24 protein-coding genes and 1 pseudogene are annotated in these 25,533 nt (G+C 43.8%); 7 read left to right on the top strand and 18 right to left on the bottom strand.

The window, feature by feature from the left end:
• Positions 1 to 83 precede the first annotated feature (83 nt).
• From BM283_RS07560 to BM283_RS07500, 13 genes are all read right to left on the bottom strand, one after another.
• Positions 84 to 3,404 carry a mechanosensitive ion channel domain-containing protein gene (locus BM283_RS07560; RefSeq protein WP_090691600.1) on the bottom strand — a complete coding sequence of 1,107 codons (3,321 nt, stop codon included), beginning with the start codon at positions 3,402 to 3,404 and terminating at the stop codon, positions 84 to 86.
• 291 nt (positions 3,405 to 3,695) lie between these two features.
• Positions 3,696 to 4,478, bottom strand: coding sequence for a twin-arginine translocase subunit TatC (gene tatC / locus BM283_RS07555; protein WP_090691689.1), 783 nt, complete (start codon positions 4,476 to 4,478; stop codon positions 3,696 to 3,698).
• Between the two features lie 105 nt (positions 4,479 to 4,583).
• Positions 4,584 to 4,997: a Sec-independent protein translocase protein TatB gene (gene tatB, locus BM283_RS07550; protein WP_090691599.1), complete on the bottom strand. Its 414-nt coding sequence runs from the start codon at positions 4,995 to 4,997 to the stop codon at positions 4,584 to 4,586.
• A 119-nt stretch (positions 4,998 to 5,116) separates the two neighbouring features.
• On the bottom strand, positions 5,117 to 5,350 hold the full coding sequence (gene tatA / locus BM283_RS07545; protein ID WP_046851209.1) for a Sec-independent protein translocase subunit TatA: 234 nt from the start codon (positions 5,348 to 5,350) through the stop codon (positions 5,117 to 5,119).
• A 25-nt stretch (positions 5,351 to 5,375) separates the two neighbouring features.
• Complete coding sequence (locus BM283_RS07540) at positions 5,376 to 5,726, bottom strand: histidine triad nucleotide-binding protein (protein WP_090691598.1); 351 nt, start codon at positions 5,724 to 5,726, stop codon at positions 5,376 to 5,378.
• On the bottom strand, positions 5,727 to 6,056 hold the full coding sequence (locus tag BM283_RS07535; protein ID WP_090691596.1) for a phosphoribosyl-ATP diphosphatase: 330 nt from the start codon (positions 6,054 to 6,056) through the stop codon (positions 5,727 to 5,729).
• Positions 6,053 to 6,442, bottom strand: coding sequence for a phosphoribosyl-AMP cyclohydrolase (gene hisI, locus BM283_RS07530; RefSeq protein WP_090691594.1), 390 nt, complete (start codon positions 6,440 to 6,442; stop codon positions 6,053 to 6,055). Before hisI ends, BM283_RS07535 begins: the two co-directional genes overlap by 4 nt.
• 47 nt (positions 6,443 to 6,489) lie before the next feature.
• A complete protein-coding gene (hisF, locus tag BM283_RS07525) occupies positions 6,490 to 7,266 on the bottom strand; it encodes an imidazole glycerol phosphate synthase subunit HisF (RefSeq protein WP_090691592.1) in 777 nt (258 codons plus the stop codon).
• Positions 7,267 to 7,356: 90 nt separating this feature from the next.
• On the bottom strand, positions 7,357 to 8,103 hold the full coding sequence (hisA, locus tag BM283_RS07520; protein WP_046851213.1) for a 1-(5-phosphoribosyl)-5-[(5-phosphoribosylamino)methylideneamino]imidazole-4-carboxamide isomerase: 747 nt from the start codon (positions 8,101 to 8,103) through the stop codon (positions 7,357 to 7,359).
• Positions 8,104 to 8,183: 80 nt separating this feature from the next.
• Positions 8,184 to 8,834, bottom strand: a complete 651-nt coding sequence (gene hisH / locus BM283_RS07515; protein ID WP_090691589.1) for an imidazole glycerol phosphate synthase subunit HisH — start codon at positions 8,832 to 8,834, stop codon at positions 8,184 to 8,186.
• 25 nt (positions 8,835 to 8,859) lie between these two features.
• Positions 8,860 to 9,447, bottom strand: coding sequence for an imidazoleglycerol-phosphate dehydratase HisB (gene hisB, locus BM283_RS07510; protein ID WP_090691587.1), 588 nt, complete (start codon positions 9,445 to 9,447; stop codon positions 8,860 to 8,862).
• 30 nt (positions 9,448 to 9,477) lie between these two features.
• Entirely contained in the window at positions 9,478 to 10,566 is a 1,089-nt protein-coding gene (hisC, locus tag BM283_RS07505; protein ID WP_090691586.1) for a histidinol-phosphate transaminase, read from the bottom strand.
• Positions 10,567 to 10,891: 325 nt separating this feature from the next.
• Positions 10,892 to 11,221, bottom strand: a complete 330-nt coding sequence (locus BM283_RS07500; RefSeq protein WP_254776271.1) for a hypothetical protein — start codon at positions 11,219 to 11,221, stop codon at positions 10,892 to 10,894.
• 673 nt (positions 11,222 to 11,894) lie between these two features.
• On the opposite strand from BM283_RS07500, the gene BM283_RS07495 reads away from it, so the two are divergent.
• Positions 11,895 to 13,100, top strand: coding sequence for an ATP-binding protein (locus BM283_RS07495; protein WP_090691584.1), 1,206 nt, complete (start codon positions 11,895 to 11,897; stop codon positions 13,098 to 13,100).
• A 448-nt stretch (positions 13,101 to 13,548) separates the two neighbouring features.
• Positions 13,549 to 14,205: a response regulator gene (locus BM283_RS07490; protein WP_090691582.1), complete on the top strand. Its 657-nt coding sequence runs from the start codon at positions 13,549 to 13,551 to the stop codon at positions 14,203 to 14,205.
• A 141-nt stretch (positions 14,206 to 14,346) separates the two neighbouring features.
• Here the strand turns inward: BM283_RS07490 and BM283_RS07485 are convergent, their stop codons facing one another.
• Positions 14,347 to 15,522, bottom strand: coding sequence for an FAD-dependent oxidoreductase (locus BM283_RS07485; protein ID WP_090691581.1), 1,176 nt, complete (start codon positions 15,520 to 15,522; stop codon positions 14,347 to 14,349).
• Positions 15,500 to 16,273, bottom strand: coding sequence for a glycerophosphodiester phosphodiesterase family protein (locus BM283_RS07480; protein ID WP_090691580.1), 774 nt, complete (start codon positions 16,271 to 16,273; stop codon positions 15,500 to 15,502). Before BM283_RS07480 ends, BM283_RS07485 begins: the two co-directional genes overlap by 23 nt.
• Before the next feature lie 144 nt (positions 16,274 to 16,417).
• Here BM283_RS07480 and BM283_RS07475 point away from each other — a divergent pair, with 144 nt between their 5' ends.
• The 5 genes and pseudogenes from BM283_RS07475 (at position 16,418) to BM283_RS07455 (ending at position 22,335) form a co-directional block, all read left to right on the top strand.
• On the top strand, positions 16,418 to 17,050 hold the full coding sequence (locus BM283_RS07475) for a hypothetical protein (RefSeq protein WP_090691579.1): 633 nt from the start codon (positions 16,418 to 16,420) through the stop codon (positions 17,048 to 17,050).
• Between the two features lie 242 nt (positions 17,051 to 17,292).
• Positions 17,293 to 19,701, top strand: a complete 2,409-nt coding sequence (locus tag BM283_RS07470; protein ID WP_090691577.1) for a penicillin acylase family protein — start codon at positions 17,293 to 17,295, stop codon at positions 19,699 to 19,701.
• Between the two features lie 40 nt (positions 19,702 to 19,741).
• Positions 19,742 to 20,206 carry a hypothetical protein gene (locus tag BM283_RS07465; protein ID WP_090691575.1) on the top strand — a complete coding sequence of 155 codons (465 nt, stop codon included), beginning with the start codon at positions 19,742 to 19,744 and terminating at the stop codon, positions 20,204 to 20,206.
• Between the two features lie 85 nt (positions 20,207 to 20,291).
• Positions 20,292 to 21,524 (top strand): annotated as a pseudogene (locus BM283_RS20525) (chromate transporter).
• A 523-nt stretch (positions 21,525 to 22,047) separates the two neighbouring features.
• The gene (locus tag BM283_RS07455) at positions 22,048 to 22,335 is read left to right on the top strand and encodes an Lpp/OprI family alanine-zipper lipoprotein (protein WP_090691573.1); all 288 of its coding nucleotides are present in this window, start codon (positions 22,048 to 22,050) and stop codon (positions 22,333 to 22,335) included.
• A 74-nt stretch (positions 22,336 to 22,409) separates the two neighbouring features.
• On the opposite strand, the gene BM283_RS07450 is transcribed toward BM283_RS07455, so the two are convergent.
• The 3 genes from BM283_RS07450 to hypB all read right to left on the bottom strand — a co-directional run bounded on the left by BM283_RS07450 (position 22,410) and on the right by hypB (position 25,530).
• On the bottom strand, positions 22,410 to 23,357 hold the full coding sequence (locus tag BM283_RS07450; RefSeq protein ID WP_090691569.1) for a L,D-transpeptidase family protein: 948 nt from the start codon (positions 23,355 to 23,357) through the stop codon (positions 22,410 to 22,412).
• 129 nt (positions 23,358 to 23,486) lie between these two features.
• Positions 23,487 to 24,623, bottom strand: a complete 1,137-nt coding sequence (locus BM283_RS07445) for a Kae1-like domain-containing protein (protein ID WP_090691568.1) — start codon at positions 24,621 to 24,623, stop codon at positions 23,487 to 23,489.
• Positions 24,613 to 25,530, bottom strand: coding sequence for a hydrogenase nickel incorporation protein HypB (hypB, locus tag BM283_RS07440; protein ID WP_090691567.1), 918 nt, complete (start codon positions 25,528 to 25,530; stop codon positions 24,613 to 24,615). Before hypB ends, BM283_RS07445 begins: the two co-directional genes overlap by 11 nt.
• Positions 25,531 to 25,533: the final 3 nt, after the last annotated feature.

The following is a 25,533-nucleotide window of genomic DNA, read 5'->3' as shown; positions in this document are numbered from 1 at the left end:
AATATACTCATATACTCAGCATTTCAATGCTCATCATCTCTTTTTTCGATATCTCAATATTTTATTGTTCTCTTCCTGCACGCTTATTTAGGTATGTTCGTATTATTATTCTCGCGGTATAGGTGAATATCCAATTGCGGGAATGCAATGTTGATTTTTTCTTCAGCAAAACGACGATTAATCTCCATGTTCAAATCATGAGCCAGATCCTGTCGATCTGAAAGCTGGCCCGCATAAACCCTCAATTCAAAATCCAGCGAGCTTGCGCCAAATCCCTGAAACAAGGCGACGGGCTCCGGTTCACGTAGAACCAAAGGATGATTTTTGGCAATTTCCAGTAGCAATGTTCTAGCCCTGTCACAATCAGATCCATAAGCAATGCCCACAGGTATTTTGATACGCGTGACCTGGTCACTGAGAGTCCAGTTTAGCAACTGCTGAGTAATAAATGTTTTATTAGGTACCACGACTTCCTTTCGATCAGCATCGATCAAAGTTGTCGCACGGATATTAATCTTGCTGACTGTACCGGTCACGTCATTCAATGTGACAAGATCGCCTATTCTGATAGGACGCTCAAATAGCAGAATAAGTCCGGAGACAAAATTAGCCACGATTTCCTGCAAACCAAAACCCAGGCCGACACCCAATGCTGCAACCAGCCATTGAATATTGGACCATTCCATACCGAGCATTTGAAATGTGACCATCACACCGATAATGATAATAGCATATCTGAGTAGTGTGGTGATCGCGTATCCGGTACCCGTATTCAAGGATAAATGTCGAAGAACCAAAAGTTCCAGCGTACCAGGTAAATTATGCGCAGCCACCATGACCAGGCTCAGAATGATCAATGCCACCAGCAATGTTTCCAACGTGATCAAGCGCACGACTGCTTCACCCTCCCTCATAATCGAGGTTCGCCAGACAACAATATTTTCCAGAAATCCCAATGCCGGTAGCATTTCATACCAGATGACACTTAAGCCACCAATCAGCAATCCCCATACACTGATTTTTAATAAAGTAGCTGATTGTGTGCTAATTGATTTGATATCAATGTAGTTGTCATCCACGAACTCAGTTTCACTTTTTCCAGCCGTTGCGCGCAGGGCCAGCATTTCTTCCCGTTTGGCAATGGCTCTTTTAAACGCAATTCTACGCTGGGCAATTAATAAACTGCGGTAGCTCAGAAAAAAAACCAGACTACACAGTATGATCAAGATGACTGATTGGAAGATCAGAATACTTTGATACAATGCAGCGAAGTAATAGCCTCTTGCCGCCATGACAATCATGTACACTTGCTGTACGAAAAGAAGTAACATCCACAGACGCGGATTCTGAATAAAAGTAAAACTTTTTCCTTGATAGAGCACTTTTCCGGAAGGTGTAATCGCCATCCAGCCTAACGCAAATACTGCCAATACTATGCAGAGCAGCATAAAAGCAATTCTTCCGATACTATTACGTACGACGTCATCCGCAAGCGCATCTGTAAAAGCAACGATGACACTTAATACCAATATGGTAGGCGCATAATACTTGATATCCCGGTACATTTTATTGACCATATCCGCATGCCATCGGAATTGCGTAATGAGTAATCCTGTTGGTTGGCAAAGCTCAAAAAGGAAATACCAGAAAAAAATAGTCACGGCAGCCACATAAAAAGCAAGAGAAAACGCATGACTCATTTCAGTGTTCATACTGTACTGTAGAACAAGATGAATCAGTAGTAACGGTAACGAAATCACTAAAGATTGAACCACTACGAACAACAACATCCCGATGGGGTAGCGTGCCTTGTCTTGATTGACTTTTCCCCAAGCCTCTTTTCCAATCTCTTCCCATTCCCGATAGCGAGACCAATAAAACCGCTTTAAAATCAATCCGATCAATAAAGAAAAAGCTAGAATGGCTATAGCTGGCAGCCATACTTTTTCACTAGTTTTTACTAGAGCGGTTTGCGTCTTATCAGAAACAAGCCAGGCGGCTGCAGCGCTGAGATCATTATTGATATTTAAATCGATTGGTTTTGCACTGCGGGTAATCAGCAGGTTTTCTTTGAGTAAAAGCTCATATTGATTGATTTTCTCAATCAATTGATTCTTAATTGAAACATAAACTTCTAAATCTTTAACATAGGAGTGCAATATTTCCTGGAATTGATCGATAATATGCAAACGGGAATCTTTAAGCTCCTGGAATCCTGTTGTGATCTCCTGATAAAAAGGTGTTTGCTCATCAATAGCATAATCCCCCGTCATTTTTTTGAAATAAGCTTTATCGTTCATCATTTCCAGCTTTTCTTGTTCAAGCTGGAATAATTCCAGTTTTGCACTACTCAGTGATTTTTGTGTTGGTCTGATATTAGGTTTGGATAATAGTTCCTTTAATTGTTTTCTGATCTCTGTTCCTAATTCTTCATCTTCTTCCTGGAATTCGAGTCTCTGCTGAAGTGCGGCATAATTTTTTGTAATAAAATTAAGCCGATTTTCGTTGTGATTCTTTTGCATCATCAATTTAGTCGCATGCGCAGCATAATTACTGAGTTTGGCGGCAAGCTCTTCATTATGTTTAATTATCTTAAGCAGCGCCGGATTCCATTTACTTTCACCTAGCAATTGCTCAGACTTCTCAACCACTTTTTTAGTCTCAGTTTTTCTTTGCAGGTTGATTTGCCTGGTTAACCATTCTACTTTCTGCACCAGCATTTGGATCTCTGGATTAAGTGTCAGCTTTTCCTGTAAGGTGGCAATTTCAATCGCTTTGGGTAACGTTAAAGCTTCCAGTTCCAGCATGCGAATCTTGTCTGTCAGCGCTCGACTCTGATATTCCTGAAGCATCTTAAAGGCATCGGCAATTTTTTCATCAGGCATGTCTGTCGCCAGAGGTGCTTTTTCGGCTAGCGATGCACGTGTCTTGCTTGTTGCGTCTATTTCTTCACGGATTTTAATGGTGCGCTGACGGAGCGTACCAATTTCGGAGGTCAGTTTCTGCTGCTGATTTTGTAGTTCTGATAATTTTGCTTGAGTAATAACGTGCTGCTGCTCCATTTCGCTTAAAGACAATCCCGCCAACGCTGTGGCATTAAATGTAAGCGAAATCGCTTTGTCTTTCTGCTTTCTCAGTATCTCAAGCTGCTGTGGATATTCCTTTAGCTGCTGCGAACAAAGTTGGGTTCTTTTGAGGTATTCCTGATGGTCATGCAATACCTGTTGAGTATCGAGATAAATCTCTTTAAGTTGCTTTTTTTGCGGGGTTTCTTCCCCACCATTCAATGTCTCAATCTTAGCCTGGATTACCCGAATTTGATTAGCGAGCTCATCTGCCTGGCTATGCTCAGCACCTGTAACGGACCAAAATAAAAAAAGGAGAATAGCAAGTAGTTTCATCATGAATAACCACGTTTCGATGGATTTATTCCATTTCCAAATCAAAGATGACGTGTAGGCGAGCCGCAGACACAGCATCAATCATACGGCAAAGTGAAGCCGACAAAGCCGGTTTTGATTTAGCAATCGAATTAAACACCATCCTGATCTGATTGTTTCAACATTTCCAAAAGAAAGAATTTAGGACAACTCACAGTTATTACTGCAAACTTGTATCTACCTGGCGATGCTGATTAGGTAAAAAAGCGGGAAAAATAAAAGCAGGTAATTAGGCATGATCTGATTGCATTGGAGCTACTCGTCTTTTTTGCTCATAGCCGGATTATTTACACTATTGACCATTTGTTGGTCTGACACCGAATTCGCAGGTTTACTCGTTAAGCCAGCAAGGAATATACCTAGTTCGTAAAGTAAATAGAGCGGTACTGCCAGCATAAACTGTGAAATCACATCAGGCGGCGTAAAAATCGCACCGATCACAAAGGCGCCGACTAAAACATAAGGGCGCACCTTTTTCATCTTTGCTAACGAGATGACCTCTGTCCGTACAAGTACGATAACGAACACAGGAACTTCAAATGTAATGCCAAAGGTTAGGAACATGGTAAGGACAAAACCGAGATATTCGCCAATATCGGTCATAACCGCCACCCCTTCAGGTGCAAAATAAACAATAAACTCAAATACCAGCGGCAATGCAACCAAATAAGCAAATGCCATCCCAATGAAAAATAATAAGCTGCTCGCGATAACAAGTGGCAAAAACAGGCGCTTCTCATGGGAATACAGTCCGGGTGCGACAAAAGCCCAAATCTGATAAAGCGTATGGGGCAAGGTCATCAAAAAAGCTGTCATCAGAGCCACTTGCATGGGTATAAAAAAAGGTGTGGTAACTGCTGTGGCAATCATTTGTCCACCTAATGGAAGCTTCTCCAGCAAAGGTTGCGCCAGGATAGTATAAAGATCGCGCGCAAAGTAAGCGCAAGGTAAAAAACCGAGTACTAACACAGAAAATATACGAATTAACCTGCTACGTAATTCCACTAAATGTGAAATAAAGGTGCTCTCGTCATTCATAGGCTCATGATGAATCAGACTGGGTGAATAGTGAGTGCTAAACTTGACAGTTACGTTATCAAGCAGCTCGTCAAGCTGAAATAGCATTGAAAAGTATAATATTTTTCAGAATACGGTATTGCTTTTATTTGATTCTGAAGTCTGTTGTGAAGGCTGAGCTTGACTCTGAACAGCTATTGTCTTTTCTGCGGAAGCGCCAGTTTGCTCGATCTCAATCAGTGCTGGTTTTGTTATATTTTCTGCAGCATTGATATCAACAGCATTCTCTATTTGATCAAATTCCTTCCTCACAGTTTGTTCGATGGAATGGGTCGTCTCCTGGACAGAATTTTTTAAACGCCTTAATTCTTCGAGTTCTATCTCGTAGCGAATATCATTCTTGACGCTATCCACATACCGTCGCGCACGTCCTAGTAAGTGCCCTATGGTACGCGCTACCCGAGGAAGTCGTTCTGGTCCGATTACAATGAGTGCCACAATCAAAATGACGAGCATTTCTGTAAAGCTGACATCAAACATGCCTCATTTCCTCCTAACCGATTACTTTGCCGAAGGAGCTATCGGGCAAAAAACTGCTAATTTGTATTCTTTACTGATAATACTTACCGATATTACCAGCCCTGCGCAACGCAATGATATCATAATTTAATTTCATTTTTCTCTTTGACACCTGCTTCGGCAGAGTGATGGGTGATCTGCGGAGACTGAGAAGAAGAAGGGGTATTATCCTCATCAGCACCTTTCATACCTTCCTTAAATCCTCTGACTGCATTTCCGAGGTCACTGCCCAAATTACGCAGTTTTTTCGTACCGAAAACCAACACGACAATCGCTAACACTACCAGCCAATGCCAAATGCTAAATGTTCCCATTGTTTATCCTTTTAATAAATGTGGATTACCCATGATGAATCATCGTGGGCAAACGGTCTTTCCCTGCAATGATATGAACATGAAGATGGAGCACTTCCTGACCGCCTACCCGTCCTGTATTGATAATGGTACGAAATCCATTGGCACACCCCTGCTCTTTTGCCAACTGGGGAATCAGCCATAACATCTTCCCCAATAGCGGCTGATCTGCTTCACTCACATCATAGAGTGAGCTGATATGTCGCTTGGGTATCAGCAGGAAATGAACGGGTGCAGCCGGATGAATATCATGGAACGCAACAAAATCCTGATCTTCAAACACTTTATTGGCAGGAATTTCTCCTTGCACAATCTTGCAAAAAATACACTCTTCCATTTATTGACCTGTTTTACGCGATAGTTTTTCTTCAATACCCGAAATACCTTCTCGTCGTTCTAATTCGCGCAGCACATCCTCTGGTTTTAATCCGTGATGGGCCAGCAATATTAAACAATGAAACCACAAATCTGCCATTTCATAAACAACATGCGCTGTATTCTTGTCCTTTGAAGCCATGATTGTTTCTGCAGCTTCTTCGGCAATTTTTTTGAGTATCTTATCCTGACCACTGGTGAGCAGTTTTACCACATAAGAATTGGAGGAATCAGTCGTTTTACGTGCCTCGATCGTTTCTGCCAGACGATGAAGTATAGATGAATCAGTCATTGCTTATAGATCTCCGTCGGATCCTTAATAATGGGCGTTACCACTACCCACTGATCTCCTTCCAATTTATTAAAAAAACAACTCAGCCTGCCTGTGTGACAGGCAATCCCCCCCATTTGCTCGATGGTAAGTAATATCACATCCTCGTCACAATCCAGGTAAATTGCTTTTACCTTTTGCACATGACCAGACTCTTCTCCTTTGCGCCAAATTTTTTTGCGGGAACGCGACCAATAAACAGCCTCACCTGTTTCCACAGTCAATTTAACAGCCTCTCGATTCATCCACGCTACCATTAATACTTTACCGCTCTTTTCATCCTGTGCAATAACAGGTATTAACCCATCTGCAGACCAGTTTATTTTATTTAGCCAAGCATCCGACATAAAAGTTCATCTTAATAAGATATTTTAAAAATGCTATTGTTTGTGTATTACAAACGTACTTCAATTCCATGCTTTGCCAAATATTGCTTGGCTTCCTGGATCGTATGCTGACCATAATGAAAAATGCTGGCCGCCAGTACTGCATCCGCATGTCCTTGTAGAATCCCCTCAACGAGGTGATCCAGACCACCTACCCCACCACTCGCAATTACCGGCAAATCGATTGCGTCTGAAATGGCGTGAGTCAGGGCCAGATCAAATCCATGGCGTGTGCCGTCTCTGTCCATACTGGTTAGTAAAATTTCACCTGCACCGAGTGTCTGCATTTTTTTAGCCCATTCAATCGCATCAAGCCCTGTTGCGTTACGACCGCCATGAGTAAATACCTCCCAACGGGGACTGGAGTGTTGATCATTCATGACATGTTTGGCATCTATCGCAACCACGATGCATTGGGAGCCGTAATGACTTGCCGCATCTGCTACCAATTGCGGATTGAGCACCGCAGAAGTATTGACGCTTACCTTGTCAGCGCCTGCATTTAACAGTCGACGGACATCCTCCACTTTACGTACTCCTCCACCGACAGTAAGTGGAATGAAGACCTGGGCTGCCACCTCTTCTACAATATGCAGAATCAAATCGCGATTATCAGAACTGGCGGTAATATCCAGAAAAACAAGCTCATCAGCGCCCTGCTCATCATAGCGGCGCGCTATTTCCACAGGATCACCTGCGTCCCGGAGTGAAATAAAATTAACTCCCTTGACAACACGTCCATTATTGACATCAAGACACGGAATAATTCGTTTGGCAAGACCCATGAATCCGGAGACCTTTATAATATCAAATAAGAAGAGGAAGGAAATATGTGAACAGGCCTGAATTCCATTCACGACATCATGTTATTTTTATCAAACCATTGCACTTAGTTCATCAGCCAGTAGTTGTGCCTTTTTAAAATCCAGCGTACCTTCATAGATAGCACGGCCAGTAATCGCCCCCATGATGCCTTCTGACTCAATTTCACAAAGTGTTTTAATATCATCCAGATTGGTAATGCCACCGCTGGCGACTACCGGAACAGTCAGTTTCCGCGCCAATGCTATTGTTGCCTCGATATTGATACCAGCCAGCATGCCGTCACGACCGATGTCAGTATAAATAATCGCCTCAACCCCATAATCTTCAAACTTTTTCGCCAGGTCGACAACATCATGGCCAGTCACTTTGGACCAGCCATCCACTGCCACTTTACCCTCCTTAGCGTCAAGACCTACCATAATCTGACCAGGGAAAGCATAGCACGCATCATGCAAAAACCCGGGTATTTTTACCGCAGCTGTTCCAATAATGATATAGCTAATGCCATTATCCAAATAACGCTCGATGGTTTCCAGATCACGAATTCCCCCACCGAGCTGGATCGGAATGCTTCCATCAATTGCCTTAACAATAGCACGAATAACTGATTCATTCTTCGGCTTGCCGGCAAAGGCACCATTTAAATCAACTAAATGTAATCGACGTGCGCCTTGTTCCAACCAGTGCCGAGCCATATCCTCAGGGTTTTCAGAGAATACGGTTGCGTCATCCATGACTCCTTGTTTAAGACGTACGCATTGCCCATCTTTAATATCTATTGCAGGAATAATCAGCATATGTTATCTGGATAAATAATTAAGAATAAAAATAGCGGACTGAAAAAAACCATAAGTAATATAAATTAGATTAGATGGTACTAACGATTTAAATGCGGCTCCCACTTGGTAAAATTACTTAATAACGTCAAACCTGCCAACTGGCTCTTTTCCGGATGAAATTGAACAGCAAAAATGTTGTCCTTAGCGATGGCACAGGTAAATGGAGTTGGATAAAGCGTATAAGCAGCTGTTATTTCCGAGTTAACTGGTTCTACATAATAGCTATGCACAAAATAAAAGCGCGCATCATTGGCAATACCCTTCCACAATGCATGCTGGGTGGTTTGATGCACCTGATTCCAGCCCATGTGAGGAATTTTGAGCTTATTTTTATCAGAATCTATCATCGCATCATGCGAGAAATGACGCACTTTCCCAGGTAAGATCCCTAAGCCTTTTACATTTCCTTCTTCACTTTCATCAAATAACATTTGCAAACCCAGGCAGATGCCAAGAAAAGGTTTATTCCTGGCTGCTTCCAGCACAGCATCCTTTAATCCATGACCCGTTAGTTCACGCATGCAATTAGGCATCGCCCCTTGACCAGGAACCACAACGCGTGACGCTTTTTGCACAACGGATGGGTCACTGGTTACGACAATGGAAGCGGTGGGCGCAACATGCTCGAGCGCTTTAGATACCGAACGTAAATTACCCATTCCGTAATCAACAATGGCGATATCAGTCATACTTGATGTGAAAAAATGAAGAAGTTTACAAAGAACCTTTTGTGGAAGGAATCAAATCAATAGCACGCGGATCGACTTCTAACGCCATGCGCAAAGCGCGCCCAAATGCCTTAAAAATAGTTTCTGCCTGATGGTGAGCATTATTACCTGAGAGATTATCGATGTGCAAGGTGATCATGGCATGATTGACTAGACCCTGAAAAAACTCATGTACCAGATCCACATCAAATTCACCAATACGCGCACGAACAAATTCAACGTGGAATGCCATACCAGGACGACCCGATAGATCAATGACTACTCTTGACAATGCCTCATCGAGCGGCACATAAGCATGTCCGTAGCGACGTATGCCTTTTTTGTTCCCGAACGCTTGGGCTAATGCCTGTCCCAAGGTGATACCAATGTCTTCCACAGTATGATGAGCATCGATATGTAAATCACCTTTCGCTTTTATTGTTAAATCAATCATGCCATGACGTGCGATCTGATCAAGCATATGATCAAGGAAAGGTACGCCGGTATCCAGTGTCGCTTGACCGCTCCCATCCAGATTCATTTCGACAGTAATTTGAGTTTCCAGCGTATTACGTGTAACTTGGGCTTGACGCATAGAGAAATTCTGGTTTGTGGTTATTGACGATCAGGCTAATTGCAGTGGTTTCTCGAGTATGCGGCGGAGTGTTTTGCAGAATAGTGTATTTTCATCAGAAGCACCTACTGTGACACGCAGGCAATTTTTTAACAATGGATGTGACCCATCAAGATTCTTGATTAATATCCTGTGTTGCTGAAGTTCCTGAAAAATCCGACTAGCCTCATTGAGACGAAATAAAACAAAATTTGCATCGGATGGAAAAACTTCCACCCCCTCCATCGTTGCCAGACGAGCTCTTAAGATAGCCCGTTCAGCTTTAATGGCTGCAGCCTGCTCCAATAATATATCATAATGCTGAAGTATTCTCTCCACCACCAATTGTGTCATGATTCCGACATTATAGGGCAAACGCAGTTTTTCCAATTGCGCCAGCCATTCAGGCCGCCCAACCAGCAATCCCAATCTTAATCCAGCCAATCCTAATTTTGAGAGGGTACGCATCAGCAATAAATTGGGATATTGAGTGAGCATATCCATAAAAGTTGCATCGGCAAATGCCTGATAGGCTTCATCGACTATGACAATGCCAGGAGTAGCCTCAATAATACGACAGATTGCCTGAGGATCAAATAAATTACCACTGGGATTATTCGGATAAGCCAAAAAAATAACGGCAGGCTGGTGTTGGGAAATCGCAGCAAGCATGGCCTCCAGGTCAATAGAAAAATCAGCGGCTAATGGCACACCGACATAATTCATGCCACAAAAAGTAGCAATAATACGAAACATGGCAAATCCTGGATCGACACCCATCAGCACCGCTCCTGGTCTAGCCGTAGCAAGTGCAATCACCTGAATGATCTCGTCTGATCCATTTCCCAGCATAATCGCCATTTCAGAAGGAATGGCCAGCGTATCTCTTAATATCGCTTTAAGTGGTGCTGCACTAGGATCAGGATAACGATTAATATGAGCCTCTTCTGCTAATTGAGAAATTTCTTCACGCAAAATCAAGGGCAAAGTATACGGATTCTCCATTGCATCCAGCTTTATCATACCCTCTGCAGAAGGAATATGATAAGCAGAAAGCGCAAGAATTTCTGGGCGGATGATACTTTCGAGTAAATTGGACATGCTATTTGATCAAGAATAACAGAAAGTTCAAGCTTATAAGGCAAGAAGTGAAGTCATGTAAAGCATTTAATCACAGCAAATTAAATTGGAGTATCGATATCGACTAACATGTTATATCAATCAAATTACTAATCTCAATGGATAGATCATCATTTAGTATTCCATTTTTTATTAGATACTCATCTTACTCATTTTATTTTATAGCTAGCCAAAAAGGATCTTGAGCTTTAATGTACAAAGTTTAACACACACGATCAGAAACCAAAGTATTAAAAAAGCTTGTATAAATTTGAATTATTCAATGATATAAATCTATCAGTTCTTTTTATAACGACTCATTATCCTTTTTCTCTTGCCACGTGAGATATAAAAAAACACCCACAATGACTGCAACAGGAAAAATGACATAATAGCCAAGCGCATAAATTGCCACCTCTGCCTCCTCCCCCGCTGGCAAGGGACTGCTGATAATCTTATAGCCATGGAATACCGCCACAAAAAATACAACTATCAGTCCTGCGATTCGCCGATTCAATAATCGCCGATCTGCTATCAGATTCAGTCCATGAATAGCAAAATATCCAAGAAAATAGATGACCGTATAAAAAATTAATGCGCCCACTGAAGTCAATAAATCTATGAGTTTATCGTACAAATCAAATAATTGGTCAAATCAATCGCTTCCTAATCTCTTTTAATCGCGATGATACCTAAACAGTCGATTATTAATCAACTTGTATTCCTCAGTTGAATGAGCTCAAACACCTGATTCGGTTAACGTCTTGCCTCGCATTTTAATCAAAATCAAAAATTTTTGTCATAAGAGAAGTCAATTCTGCATATAAATAAAATATTTACTTAAGGGCACTTCTAAAAATTCAGAGTTCTAAACAAGATAAGGCGAGAACAAAAATGTTGGCGCAGCCTATCACTAATAGGTAAGGAAATATTTTTTGTCAACAACGAAGTACTGTGGCGAAGCGGAGTAAGCAGGCAATCCGCGAAGCAGATACTCACAAATATGAATTTTTGAAGGTGTCCTTAATATATTTCATCAATTTATATTTCATCAATTCTAAATAGTCATGAATAGCTATCACACTCATCTGTCACAATCCCATCTTCAAGTTTCTTCAATTTCAATATAGTCTGCGGCTCGCCTTCGTGTCATTTTTGATGGGGAAATGGAATAATACCGGATAAGGTTGAAATTCCATTGAAATTACCTTGTCTAATTGAGTAAGAAAAGAAATTAGATCGCTACTGGACTATAGAACAAAACAAAATCACCCATTTAATCCCTATGCTATTGTCGGAAGGGGAATAATATGAATAAAAGTCAGGATCCCATTGAAACAAATGCCAGCGAAATTCACAGCAAGATAGATTTTGCCACCGAATTGCAAATACATCGGCTGGAATTAGAAAAGCAAAACAGCAAGCTTAATGATGCACAACAGCTAAAAGAAACGCCTGACCGTTATGCCGCTTTCTATGATAATGTACCAGTAGGCTACCTCATATTGGATAAAGCCGGTAACATCCTCGCAATCAATCTAAGCGGATCTACCCTGCTCGGTAAGGAACGGGCATCCCTTCTGAATGAATCTTTCTCAAGCTATATTGTTCAAGATGACCACGACAGGTTCCTCAGCCATTTGCAGCAAACATTCAATTCCTCCACCAATACTGTCACTGAGTTGAGGATCAAAGGACCGCTCAGTAAAGTAATTCACATACGATTAGAAAGTCTGGTCATAGAAGATGCTGGCATTTGCCGCACGGTCATGACCAATATTCACCCTATCAAAGAAACAGTTGACTACAATCAAGAGTTATTGCACGGACACCGTCGGCTGATGCAGAATCTATTCAAAATACAGGAAGAGGAACGACGACTTCTTGCGCGCGAACTGCATGATGAACTGGGGCAGTGGCTTACAGCTATACACGCGGAAACAGAAACGATTGCCTATTTCTCGGAAAAAGATTCAACTATCCACATCAGCGCTCAAGCTATTAAAGAATGCATAAAAAAAATGCATGACGCAATGCACGATATGCTGAGTCAGTTGCGCCCTATTCTACTGGACACCCTAGGACTGGAAGATGCCTTACTTGAACTAAAAAAACAGTGGATTTCCCACAATCCTCACATTACGCTTGAACTGGTGTTCGATGGCAAATTTGATAAACTCAGCGAGCTCATTAATATCACCATATTTCGCATTGTCCAGGAAGCGCTCAATAATGTGCGCAATCATGCCCAAGCTAGCCAGGTGCGCGTATGCTTGCATCGCAAAACGGGTGCCACCGCCACAGAGGATACTTTGTCACTAAGCGTGGAAGACAATGGCAAGGGCTATGATGCTGATCAAATACCTCATGGATTAGGAGTATTGGGAATGCGTGAACGAGCAATCGCAGCAGGTGGCAAGTTCTTTGTTCGTAGCATCCCAAACCATGGCACACAGATCCACGCAAAGTTTCCACTTGATTCCTCAAATAGAAGGAGAAAAACGGATGTACTTTAGTGATCGATGCACTGCGTTGATCAAATTGATCCCAGTCAATGATTACTTTGTCGATCTCCTGTAGCATATTCCCTCCAGCTTGTTTCTTGCTATCGAGTTGCAACATTTACAATGTTATTTATTTCATTTCCCAATCAAATATAACGCGAAGCGAGCCTTAGGCAGTATCAATAATACGGCAAGGTGAAGCCGACAACGTCAGTTTTGATTGGCAAATGGATATTAAGACTTCTTGAAACGTAAAGATTAAAATAAATATGTGCTCCTCTAAAAATTCAGAGGTCTAAACATGACGAGACGGGGTAAGCAGGCAATCCGCAAAGAGGAATTTTTAGAGGTGTGGCCATATATGATTATAAAATAAAGTGGACTAACCTCACCAAACTACCGTAGATAGCGTATAAAATTCACGTTAGCTTCCACTGAAAACAGTAGAGGGGCTCGAATTGTGAGAGAGAAACCAATTACAGTTTTATTAATTGATGACCATCCAGTAGTACGCAATGGCTATCGCCGTCTGCTCGAAAGTACGGCAGATATCCATGTAGTAGCCGATGCCGATAATGGAGAAACCGGCTGTACGCTTCATCAAGAGCATAAACCCGATGTGACCATTATTGATCTGAATCTAGACAGTCAAGGAATAGATGGGTTAGAGACTATTCACCGTATCAAGACAAAAAATCCAGCTGCAAATATTCTGGTATTCAGCATGTATAGCAATGAAATTATGGTCCAACGCGCGCTAAATATGGGAGCAACCGGCTACATCACTAAGCAAAGTAGCCTCGAACAATTACTAGAAGCGGTTCGCAAGGTAAGTCAGGGACGCGTCTATATTGACCAGGAATTGGCTTCTAATTTGCTGACTGACAAATGGAGCGGCAAACCTTCTGAAAATCCACTGGATGTGCTTTCCAAGCGTGAATTTCAGTTATTTAAACTGATAGCGGAGGGAAATTCAGTAGCGCAAATTGCAGAAATGATTTCTATCAGTCCCAAAACGGTTGGCGTCCATCAGGCAAGCATCATGAAGAAATTAAAATTAAAAAATAGCTCTCAACTTGTTCGTCTCGCTATCAACTGTCATGTCATTCAACCATAGCGTTATCCATTTCCATTGTTCCTTATTCCATTTCTAAATCAAAAATGACGCAAAGGTGAGCTGCAGACAGTATCCATCATATGGCAAGATGAAGCCAACAAAGTCGGTTTCAGTTTAGAAATGCAATACCTCGATGCTCTCTTACAGCAGCTCAAGCATTAATTTAGAAATATCCGCCTTGGGCATGCGATCGGGCAGAGTCGGCATAATCGTATGCAACACTTTTTGTGCAGTGGCCCGACATACTGTCAGCTTACCACCATAGATGCTGACGACATGTGGCTTCTGAGAAGAATCACACTGCAAATGAATTTCTCGCGAGCGATGAAATGGAGCGCCATGGCTTGCTGGCAGAACGCGCAGGCCAGAAAATTTTTCTCTGACAACCGGATTTCTTTCTGGAAAATAATGATGAAAACAATCCAATAAATAAGTCTCTTCTGTAGCTAATGGGGACGATGCTTCCGGATCGCCATTAAATAGAGTTTCGGTCGTCCCTAGCAGGATATGCTGATACCATGGCAGCACAAAGATGGCTCTTTGATCTGCAGGAGACTCCAGATAATAACATCCCTTGTTTAGCCTCCCCTCCAGTACCAGATGGGTTCCTTGCACCAAATCAATTGGATAGGCCGGTGGTTGAGGGTCAATCCGATGCAGCACCTGGTCAACCCAGGGGCCGGCAGCATTCACCAGCACCGTTGCACTGCAGTGATTGACTCTGTCCCCTTGCTGATACTCAATTTCACACATTGAAGAAGAAAGAGTGGCATGAATAAATTCAGCAGGACACTGCAATTCCGCACCCAATGATTGCGCAGAATGCATCAGCGCTTGTGTTAAAAGCCGATCATCAGTCTGTGCATCCCAATATTGAAAAACATGCTTTAATCCCTTCGTTGTCAGGCCGTCTAGTTGCTGCCATTGCGATTGGGGAACGGAACGGAAATGCGCTGAGCCACTTCCCGCAGCCAGCAAAGCATACAAACTGAGACCTGCGCGCATGACCAATGTACTGCGAGAGGTTTGCCGATAAACCGGGATATAAAATGGACTCAATCTGACCAGGGAAGGTGCTAATCTCAGCCAGTCAGTTCTCTCTCGTAAGCTTTCATAGACGAGGGCAAAATGGCCATTTTCCAGATAGCGTAGACCGCCGTGAATCAATTTACTAGAGCGGCTGGAAGTAGCGGCAGCCAATGCGTTTTTTTCCAACAACATAACAGTGTAGCCATGTGCTGCTGCAGCCTGTGCCACTGCTGCGCCCTGAATCCCGCCGCCAACGATAAGGATATCATAGTGATGGGTGACAGGCATTTCTTTTTAGTATGGGATGTTGTAACAATGTGCCGATGGTATCGGTTTCAATGAGAGGGATTCCCTCATCAGCATACTTAAGTACGGAGCGGCTATGATTGATCGTATAGACAGCCCATTGCCAAGGTCCTTGCCATCTTTTCTCGATTCTATGTGGCAGACGTTTAGCGTTACAAAATAGAAATTCTGGTGTCAGTTGCTTAGCGATAGTGGCATGGCCTTGATCCCATTTAGGGATGACCCAGCCAATCCGCTCAGCACCTTGCTTTCTTGCAAACGCCACTGCTTGTGAATCAAATGAAATCAAGACACATTGCTTGGTGTAAGGATAAATAACTTCAAGAATGATATCGATTGTTGCCATCAAACCAAATTTAGCAAGACTTTCCGCTTTTATTTCGACAAATGCGGTTACCTTCGGTCTCTCCTGTAAGAGCTGACAGAAAGTGTTTAAATCAGACAACGGTTCCGTTTCTGGTGGGCTCGTAAGATTAAAACCCGGATAAGGCACTGAAAGTGTATTAATCACTTCATCGTCAAGCTGGGTTAGCCAGTGATCACTCCCTGTCAAGCGTCTGAGGTGGTCATCATGACATAAGTAAGGGGTTCCGCGAGCGCTTAACTGGATATCGATCTCGACAAAACATGCTCCAGCCAGCATCGCAGCCTTTAACCCAGCAAGACTATTCTCTGGATAGCGCGCAGGATAACCGCGATGGGCGATGAGATAAGGAATATTTTGTTCAGCCATAGATTAGGTTTCCCTGCAAATATAATATAAATCAGAGTCTACTCTGGATTTTAAATCATAGCGATCAATCAAAATTTGACTGCAAAAATAGATGATAAAATCCCTAAAATAATATTGGAAGTTATGAACTCACCCGGAAAAATAATGCGTAAATTTGCTATCAGTTTTAATCTGCTCTTTCCTATCTTATTGGCAGCGCTACTTTTCATACCCTATACCTTAAATTTTCTTGCGCACGCTATGGTTGGAGAAAAACAATTTCCTCCTATCATCATGATGAAATTACCCGTTGAAAGTACGGCTGTCACATTACCTGCAGAAGTAGTGCAATTCACACCTTTTGATATTACGCTTCAACTAGATAGTGATGCGTTAGCCAAACGCATCAATGACATAATAGCCAAATTCCCTCAGGGTGTCGCCATGCAGGGTATTAGCGACAAGGTACTCTCTCACATGCAAGCTGAAATTGCCGGAAATGGGTTTCACATTGACAATCCAGGGCCGCAAGCGCAGCTTATTTCCACTCAGGGTGGAACGCTTTGGTCCTGGAAAATCACTCCTTTATCACCGAGCCGCCAAACACTCGCACTCCGACTTCATATCACAGCCATCGACCACGGCCAGGAAAGCCAACAAATTGTTGATCTCGCTGAGATACAAACTTTTGTACAAAAAAATCCAACTGAATGGATCAAGCGATATGGAATCTGGCTCCTGGCAGCAGGTTTGTTAATAGTAGTCAGCTGGCGAAGAATACGCCAGCCTAAAAATTAGAGAATATATAATACACCAGCACTACGTCTGCATCATTAAATACGCTCAGGTCCAATTTATTTAATCAATTGATATTTTTTCAATAAATTATAAGTTTTATCATCAGCATCAAATACGATACTGTTATGATATTCATCAAGTGAACATGGTTCATTATTTTATTGATGGTCATTACGATGGCACTGGCAAACCAAGTATGCGCACAGTCTCAATTTTCCTAATGCTGGCAAATAGTTAGTAAAATGGCTCGCCAAGTTAATCTGATTTACTGGTTTCTGCTCGCGCTGCTGGTTCTGGTGCTAGGGCTAACAGGCACATGCTGGCTACTATTACAAGGCAGCTTGCCAAAATATGAGGGAGAGGCACCTATTTCTGGTCTTTCCGCACCGGTAGTCATCGAGCGGGATGCGTTGGGAAGTGTAACGTTACATGCGCAGGATCGCCTTGATCTCGCCAGGGCACTTGGTTATGTTCATGCACAAGAGCGTTTTTTGGAAATGGATCTCATGCGTCGTAGTGCTGCTGGAGAGCTGGCTGAATTATTTGGTGCGGCAGCACTGCCAGCCGATCGTAAAGCACGGGGACATCGTATGCGCGCCCGTGCTACAGCCATGTTGTCCGAGCTACCTGAAAGACAACGTGAATTGATTGATGCTTATCGTGATGGCGTAAATGAAGGGCTGAATAAACTGGCGGTACGCCCGTTCCCTTATCTACTGACACGCATCCAACCTCACCCCTGGCATAGCGAAGATACCTTACTGGTGGTGATATCGATGTATTTTACTTTGCAAGAACCGATCTTTCAGCGCGAACTCCAACTTTCCACTTTGCGCGCGGGTTTACCTGAGACAGTTTACCAATTCTTAACCGCACCTGGGGGGGAATGGGATGCTCCGCTGACCGGCGTGCCTTTTGAGTGGCCCCAGCTGCCTTCCAGTGAAGTATTCAATTTACGAAAAAGTGGTACCAGCCTGAAACACAATCTACCGCATCATCGAAATGATCATCATGATGAAGCGCCGGGTAGCAACAGTTTCGCAGTAGCCGGCTCACTAGCGGGGGGTGCTGCGCTGATAGCCAATGATATGCACCTCACGTTACGCACACCTAATTTATGGTTTCGTACACGCATCATTTATCCGCACTCGCAACGGCCTGAGAGCTTCATTGATACCATTGGCGTGAGTTTGCCCGGCACACCTGCGATTGTGGTAGGTTCCAATCGCCATATAGCCTGGAGTTTTACCAACAGCTATGGCGACACGGCTGATTGGGTCCGAGTCATGATTGATCCGACCGATCCATCGCGTTACCGTAGTGCCAAGGACTGGAAATCGATTTCGGTCCACCGTGAAACGCTGCGTGTGCGTGGCGCACCGGATGAAACAATTGAGGTTCGTGAAACCGAATGGGGGCCAATACTGGCAAGCGACCATGATGGCATCCCGCTGGCGCTGGTCTGGGCTGCCCATCAGGCAGGTGCGATCAACATGGATTTGATCGAGCTTGAACAAGTGGAAACAGTGGACAGGGCGATTGTAGTTGCCCAGCAGGCAGGTATGCCTGCACAAAATTTCATTGTGGGTGATCGCGACGGTCATATCGCATGGACAATTGCTGGACGCATTCCATTACGTCGAGGTCATTACAATCCAACCGAACCAGCGAACTGGAGTGAAGGAAATATCAGCTGGCAAGGTTGGCTCCAAGCGGCACAATACCCGGTGATCATTAATCCACAGGAGCAGCGTTTGTGGAGTGGTAATGCGCGCATGGTCGATGGCGACATGTTGGCACAGCTTGGTGATGGTGGCTATGAACTGGGTGCACGTGCCCGGCAGATCCGTGATAGTTTGCAGAAAATGGAGCCTTTCACACCCACTGATTTTTTCTTGATTCAATTAGATGACCGCGCCTTGTTTCTTTCTCGCTGGCGGCAACTGTTTGAACAAATATTAGATCAAGCACCTTCCTCTAGCTGGCGCACAGAAATGCAAGAAGCGATGCGTGACTGGGATAGTCATGCCTCTGTCAACTCCGTCGCCTACCGCATAGTGCGCACGTTTCGTCAAGAAATCATCAGCCGCATCCTGGATAATTTTACTGCTGAAATACAAAGCCATTATCCGGATTTCTCATTTCCAAGATTAGCTCAGATCGAGCACGCTATTTGGCTGTTGATTGTGCAACGCCCTCTGCATCTGTTACCGCTGGAATATACCAGTTGGGATCAACTGCTCGAATCTTGTGCGCAACGCATCGCAGTCGAGATGCAAGCTCAACCAGGTGGGATCGCTGCGCGCACCTGGGGCGAACAGAATACTGCGGCTATCCGGCACCCATTAAGCCGTGTGCTACCGGCATTCATCGCTCAGTGGCTAGATATGCCGCGTGATCCCCTACCGGGCGATAGTTACATGCCGCGCATCCAGTCACCGAGTTTTGGCGCCTCCCAGCGTTTCGTGGTGGCACCGGGCGAGGAAGAGCATGGTTATTTTTCCATGCCCGGAGGGCAAAGCGGTCATCCGTTCTCTCCCTATTACGGCAGTGGTCATGCTGACTGGGTAGCTGGCAAAACAACGCCGTTTTTACCTGGACCGTCTGAACGCACGCTTTCTCTGCTGCCATTCAACAAAACCCGTCAATAATTTTTTGTTCGTATTGATTATTCGCTTAAAGGAGATGTCAATGAAAAAGATTTATGCGCTCGCATTGTGCCTGAGTATGACCACCGTCATGGCTAAGGATATCGATGAACGCAAAATACTCTCACTCAACGAAATGCAGCGTAATCATATTCTGACTGAAATGCGTGCCTTGCTGCAGGGGGCGCAGCAGATACTCTACGCACTTTCGGAAGAGGATATGATGGCAGTCGCTCGCCATGCACGTATGCTGGGCAAGGAGATGACGCATAAGGGAGAGGATCATTTGCGTTCTGTGCTACCGGAGAATTTCATGCAGCTTGGCATGTCGGTACATCAAAGTTTTGATCAGATTGCTGCCGATGCAGAAACTTTGAAAAACCCCAAGCATACCCTGATCCAATTAAGTCATACCATGCAGCACTGTATCACTTGCCATGCCGCCTATCAGATCCGGACGACTGAGCTCCCCGCCAAAGCTGAAAACCACCCCGCTCATCATAATTAACCATCATTGATAGAAAATCAGGCGAATGGTGGCTACTTCTGACAAAAATGCGTTACCTGACCAGATCAGCTTGCGTGAAGCCTGACTGTTCTGATTTAAACTGGGCTGGATCAGTGAAAGGCGTTTTCTGCACGCACTCAATTACTGCATGGTATTACCCGGCCCGGAAGCCCAACAGCTCGCAACCTATATCGGTTGGCTCATGCATCGAACTTGGGAAGATGTCGTCGCGGGCGTATTATTTGTATTACCTTCGCTCCTCACCCTGATTGTCTTATCCTGGTTCTACATCGCGTTTGGTTATACCTCTCTCGTGGTCGGGCTGTTTTATGGGATCAAACCGGTAGTAACTGCTATCATTCTGCAAGCGGCCTGCCGGATCGAATTGTGTATCCTCAGGAATCCAGGATTATGGGTTATTGCGGCTGCTTCCTTTGTCGCCATGGCAATTTTTCAGGTACCATTCCCGGCAATTCTGTTCGTTGCCGCGCTGATCGGCTATATCGGGGGCATATCACACCCGCTCAGTTTATAGGGAGCACAAACCATGGTAAGCTTGCTCGATCATACGGCCCTGCTATCATCGATGATACCAATCTCCTGCCCGAGCACACCCATTTCCGCTGGTCACGTCTGATTACTGTCATCACTGTCTGTACCCTTGCTTGCTATGGAGTGAGCCGATGGCATTACTCGTCAGTCAATTTGGCTGGCTTGGCACGCTGACTCAGATGGGCTGGTTCTTTACCAAGCAGCCTTCCTGACAGTCCATTCAGTGGCGCTTATGCTGTCCTGCCTTATGTCTATCAAGGCGCAGTCGAATACTAAGGATGGTTGAATGCTGCTCAAATGATCGATGGCCTGGCGCTCGGTAAACGCCCCCTGGTCTACTCATTATGGTCGTTGCTCGTTGCGTTTGTCGGCTTTATTGGTAGCTATACTAATACATTGTTTGGTGTCGACCTTGCTTTCCTGGCGGGGGCTACAGCGGCCATGACAGTAACCTGGTTTACCTTCTTACCCTCCTTTTTATTCATACTGGTCGGTGGGCCGTTAGCCGAAACTACCCACGGCAACCTTAAATTTTCTGCCCCATTGACCGCCATTACTACCGCCGTGGCAGGCGTCATTTTCAATCTAGCCCTGTTCTTTACCTATCATGGTTTATGGCCGCAAGGTTTATCTCATCATTCGAATAGCCTGCTGCACTGATTACATTCGTTGCAGCATTGCGCTATTCTATTTCAAACGCAATGTCATTTTTGTAGTTAGCGCATGTGCCGTGATGGACTTAATTTATAGTATCCTTTGGAGGTAATTCTATTTCCAAATCAAAAATGATACAAAAGCGAGTTGCAGGCAAAATATAACCAATACAGCAAGGAAAGCAGACAAAATCTGTTTCGTTTTAGAAATGGGATATCTATATAGAATGTATACAAATGCATTATTATTGATCCATTTGTAATTCTTTAGTATTAGTTTGTAATAGAACTTGGTTGCTTTAATGCATTACCTCTATCCCGCTACGGCTAAAATTTATTTTTTAAATTATTGATGAATAAGTATTAATTCCTGCCTTGGCAGTACTTGTACGTTAAATATGCTGGTATAAATTCAATTTAATAGTTAAACCTTTATCTGGCTAAATTATACTTTTAATTCAATATTATTAAAGTGTGGTAAATATGATACATTCACGCTTTATATTGTCTTTATATTGTTAAAGAAATCAGGTAGCATCGCGATGTTGTCATAGGTTTTGAATCTGCACGTGAATAGACAACTTGTGTTGAGAATTTAAAGTTTTGTCTTAATCAAATAACAGTATGGAGATGAAGATGAATAAGAAAATTAAATATGTATTTACTGTAACAACCCTAAGCGCTCTAGTTGCATTATCTGGCTGTGCAACAACAGGGCAACTCGAAGAAGTAAAATCACAGCTTAATGCTGTTCAGCAAGATGCAAATTCTGCTAAATCAGAAGCTGCTGCAGCTAGAGCAACTGCAAACGAAGCAAAAGATATTGCAAACAGAGCACTCAATACGGCCAATGACGCCAATTCACGCGCAGCGCAGACTGATGAAAAAATTGATCGTATGTTTAAAAGATCTATGTATAAATAATTTATCAGTCAAAATAAAAAAGCCCCTGATGGGGCTTTTTTATTGCCTATCACAACTTATTTTGCCTATTTTGTCTATTTTGAAATCAGCACCGGAATACCATTTTTTTCAAACACCGCCAGCTCAAGCGCCATTTCATCAATAACTATATTTTCTCTGATTTGATTTGATTTCTTACCATTGTCGCTTTTCTCAAGAAAACTGGTAATTGCTTCACGTACTTTCTGCATATAATCGTCGCCATACTCCTTCTCGTTTTCTTCTAAGGGCGGATGTAATTCTATAAACAACGAACCAGCCAGCCAGCCAAGTTTGATAGGTTGATTGACTAATTGCACCGGCGTTCCGACAGGTACCTGATCAAACAATTTTTCGATATCTTCCGGATACATGCGCAGGCACCCATGGGTGACGCGCATACCTATTCCAAAGGGCTTATCCGTGCCATGAATCAGATAACCTGCAGTACCGAGATAGAGCGCATGACGTCCTAATGGATTGGTCGGTCCAGGGGGCACGACATCCGGCAGGGGTGGATTGCCTGCTTCTATAGCCTCTTTCTTGAGTGATTGAGGTGGTATCCAGGTAGGATCTTTTTGTTTCCTGACGACAGTAGTTTTACCCATTGGCGTACTCCAATCCATTCTGCCTATGCTGATTGGATGAGTAATGACGACTGGTTTCTTCCCTTTCTCAGGTTTGGGAAAATAATAAAGGCGCATTTCAGGTATATTGATTACCAAGCCTGTACGTTCAGCCTGTGGAAGAATGTACCGACCTGGTATTACTACCTTGGTACCTTCAGAAGGGAGCCAGCGGTCAACGAAAGGATTAGCCATCAATATGGCATCCTGTCCAATACCATACTGGCGTGCAATATCAAGCAAAGTATCCTCTTGACTTGCCTCTATCACCTTTACTTGACCAACAATATCAATATCCGATGGAGGCAATGTCCAAGTCGTAGCTTGTGCCAATGTTGTTATCAAAAGGGTAAAAAGTAAAATAGCAGTGCTACGCATAACTTAGCTCACAAAAAATATATCCATTTTCCCTGACCGTCCAGGAAAAATTTGCAAATGACAAATCGCTTAACTATAACAGATACTAAGAACTCTGATTAGAGGAGATATACAAGTAAACGACCATCTTCAAGCGCCGATTGATTGATATCGGTGCGCAGCTATCCAGGCCTGACCCAAAGAAATAGCGCTGTCATCAGGGGGCAACTGTTTAGCATATAATACTTTTAGGTTATTTTCAGCAAGATGTTGGCTCAATAGTTGCAGTAATAACTCATTATGAAAACACCCCCCTCCCAGTGCAATCCGTGCACAATGGTATTTACTGGCCGCGAATGCGACCCACTTGGCAAGCCCATCAGCGAGGGTAGCATGAAATACAGCAGCACCCTTGGTGACATCAGTACATTGCATAAGCCAGGCAAGCAACGGAGAAAAATCGAGCACATTATTGGCGGTAATTTGATAACCCTCCTCAAGAGAACCCGCCTTACCATACGAGGCGGCCAATGTTTGTAACTGAACGGCAGCCTGAGCCTCATGAGATTGAATTTCATTTACCCCTAATAAGCCAGCAGCCGTATCGAATAGCCGCCCCATACTCGAAGTAGCCGGGCAATTCAAATTGCGTTGCAGCATAGTAACCACAGTATTAACTGCTGGCTGAGCTGGGAAACGCAACGCTATCTCATGAGCCTGCCCTAGATTGAATAACGCTGCCGCGGCCATACGCCAAGGCTCACGCGCTGCCCGATCACCGCCTGGCATAGCAAGAGTAGCCAGATGCCCCAGACGTTCAAAATACCCCCCTTCCACACGTAATAATTCGCCACCCCAAGGCATGTTGTCTAAACCCAACCCTACCCCATCCAAGGCCAGACCTAACACAGCTTCACTGATCCCATGTTCCGCACAAATGGCAGCAATATGGGCATGGTGATGTTGCACCGTAAGAATCGGTAAATCATGCTTTGCTGCATAAGTATGTGCAAATTGCGTACTGTAAAAATCAGGATGCAGGTCATGTGCTACCACTTTAGGCTGCACATTAAGTATCTCGCACATGTGGAGCACGGTTTCATCCAGAGTACTGCGTGCCTGTGCAGTATCAAGATCTCCAATTACCGGCGAGACTAAAGCAGTATGACTTCGTGTAACGCAAACTGTATTTTTTAACCAGGCGCCACAAGCCAGCACGGAGGGTATGGCAAAAGGAAGTTCTATCGAATAGAAAGGTAACTCAGTCCAATTGGAGCTAATCAACATGATGCTGAGAATTTTCTATTTTCTTCTTGCTGGTTACCACCTGATGATAACCAACTTTAATCCAGTCTATCCATTCCGACATTCCTTCCCCTCTTAAAGCTGAAAGTTGAATCACTCGCAGTGAAGGGTTAATGCGGCAGGCATAGTTAATTGCGAGTTCTGGATCAAAGGTCAGATAAGGCAGCAAATCGCACTTGTTAAGTAATAGCAGATCTGCGGCACGAAACATATCCGGATATTTTAGTGGCTTGTCTTCACCTTCTGTCACAGATAGGATCACTACTTTATGTGCCTCACCCAGATCAAAGCCGGCCGGGCAGACCAGATTGCCAACATTTTCAATAAATAATACACTGTCCTCCCGCACAGCAAGTCGCTGTATCCCTTGACTTACCATATAAGCATCCAGGTGACACCCCTTACCTGTGTTGATTTGCAAGGCAGAAATACCACAGGCACGAATACGCGCAGCATCATTTTCTGTCTGCTGATCGCCCTCGATCACGTACATACGCTGTTCTTCTCGCAAGGCAGCAATCGTTTGCACCAGTAAGGTCGTTTTGCCAGAACCAGGGCTGGAGACAAGATTGAGTGCAAAAATCCCGCGCTCAGTCAAGTAACAGCGATTGGCCTCAGCATGAAGATTATTCTTGGCTAGAATATCACGTTCGATTTTTACCATGCGTGCTTGACTCATGCCTGATGCATGCGCTTGCGCAGCGCCTGAACCAAAATCAATCAGGTCAGGCTTATGAACAGGATAATCAGCCGATGCCTTCAGAGAAGTTTGCCTTGGCAAGTTGGCAGGCATTCGGTAACGGATTGCTCCCGCTGGTTTACGGGAATGCTGCAATCGTTTTCCATCTATCTGGATCAAACCATGTCCGCAGCCGCATGTTGTACACATGAT

It is taken from the genome of Nitrosomonas sp. Nm34 (assembly GCF_900113925.1).
In the GTDB taxonomy this organism is placed as follows: domain Bacteria; phylum Pseudomonadota; class Gammaproteobacteria; order Burkholderiales; family Nitrosomonadaceae; genus Nitrosomonas.
The sequence above is the reverse complement of the archived record's forward strand: the minus strand, read 5'-3'. Positions and strand labels throughout refer to the sequence as shown.